This window comes from Priestia flexa NBRC 15715 (assembly GCF_001591565.1).
Classification (GTDB): Bacteria; Bacillota; Bacilli; order Bacillales; family Bacillaceae_H; genus Priestia; species Priestia flexa.
This window is the reverse complement of record NZ_BCVD01000222.1, coordinates 1-1706: the sequence shown is the minus strand read 5'-3', so window position 1 is coordinate 1706 and position 1706 is coordinate 1. Positions and strand designations below refer to the sequence as shown.

Sequence of the window (1706 nt, the reverse complement as noted above, 5' to 3'; positions counted from 1 at the left end):
GGTAAAAGGCGAAGGTGGGTATAGCCCGTATTCGTATACAGTCGTAACAGCTACGGCAAAAGCAGAAGCCCCGAAAGCCCCGACCGTTATGGAAGTGACGGATGAAACGACAATTGTCCGAGGCAGAGCGGAAGCAGGCAGCTTAGTCTACGTGAAAAAGGGAACAGAAGTCATCGGTCGAGGTACTACAGGTTCTGATGGTATCTACCGTGTGCGTATTACAAAACAACCTATTAATACACGTATTGGAATTGTAGTAAAAGGTGAAGGTGGCTACAGTCCATATACGTATATAACGGTAAAAAAAGCTTGATATCTGAGTGAAAAGTAGGCCACTTGAATAAGTGGCCTATTAAAGTATGAATAAATAAAAATTTCGTTTGCTACCGCTATACATATAAAGGTGAAAAAAGTACTAGTTATATTATCCTGTTAGCTGTATAATACAATCGATAATATTTCTATTTTTTAGGTTGTGGAGGATTTTATGTGAAAAGAAGTAGTTTAATAATCATGATTCTGGTTTTTATTACGCCTGTGATGTATGTAGGACCATTTCATGTGAGTGCTGCAAGTGCGGCAATTAATGCCCCGAAAGTTAATACAATAACAGATCAAGATACAAAAATAACGGGGAGCGGGGACAAAAGTGCTGTTGTTTATGTGAAGGTAGGTTCTACTATTATAAGTCGAGGTCGAACGACAAGCTCAGGGAATTTCTCTATTACTATTCCTAAACAAAAGGCAAATACTCTTATTAGCGTAGTTACTAAAAATAACAATGGTACATATAGCTCTTATGCGAAAGTAAACGTTCAGAGTAAGACGCCCGTAGTTACCCCTATTGTAAATACGGTACTAGAGACAGATAAAGTGGTAACTGGTAAAGCTGAGAAAAATACATACGTCTATGTAAAGGTAGGCTCTACTATTATAGGACGAGGTCGAGCGACAAGCTCAGGCAATTATTCTATTACTATCTCACCTCAAGCTGCTAATACAACAATTGCTGTCGTAGTAAAGGACACATCTGGCAATTATAGCCCTTATTGTAAGGTGAAGGTAACAGAAAAAGAAGTTTCTTTTGAAGAAAAGGTAGTGGAACTAACGAATATTGAAAGAGAAAAAGCAGGTCTACCACCTTTAAAGATTGATTCGACACTCATGAAAGTATCTCAGCAAAAAGCTCAAGATATGAGCACAAACCATTATTTTGATCATACAAGCCCTACATATGGAACGCCTTATGACATGATGAGTAAAGCAGGCATTGTATATTCAGCAGCTGGTGAAAACATTGCTTGGGGACACCCGAGTCCAGAAGCAGTTGTAAAAGGTTGGATGAATAGTCCTGGTCACCGTGCCAACATTTTGAATAATAGCTTCACGTATATTGGAGTTGGGCATACAGAAGGAGATCATTATTGGGTACAGATGTTTTATCGCGAAGGAAGAAGTGATAACTGATTTGAAGATGTATTGTCAGGAAAAGAAAGTGCTGTTCCAGATGTTCAATAACCGTTTTTGCTTTTAAGTGAACCAAAAAATAAAAATTATTCATTAAGTTTAATAGAAAGAGAGAGACGTATATGAAAGCTAAAAGGTTTACGTTCTTCATTTTGTTTTGTTTGGTGTTCTCTCAGATTGCCCCTAATCTTGCTTTTGCTGGAGTTGATGTAACAGCTCCTACATTCGAGAGTATTAGC

General features: G+C 38.1%; 2 protein-coding genes. Both read left to right on the top strand.

What is annotated here, in order from left to right; all coding sequences use genetic code 11:
* Positions 1–313 (top strand): Ig-like domain-containing protein (locus BFL01S_RS20865; RefSeq protein ID WP_235859272.1); only part of this gene is annotated, 313 nt, incomplete at its 5' end.
* A 176-nt stretch (positions 314–489) separates the two neighbouring features.
* Complete coding sequence (locus BFL01S_RS19495) at positions 490–1467, top strand: Ig-like domain-containing protein (RefSeq protein ID WP_061786708.1); 978 nt, start codon at positions 490–492, stop codon at positions 1465–1467.
* Positions 1468–1706: the final 239 nt, after the last annotated feature.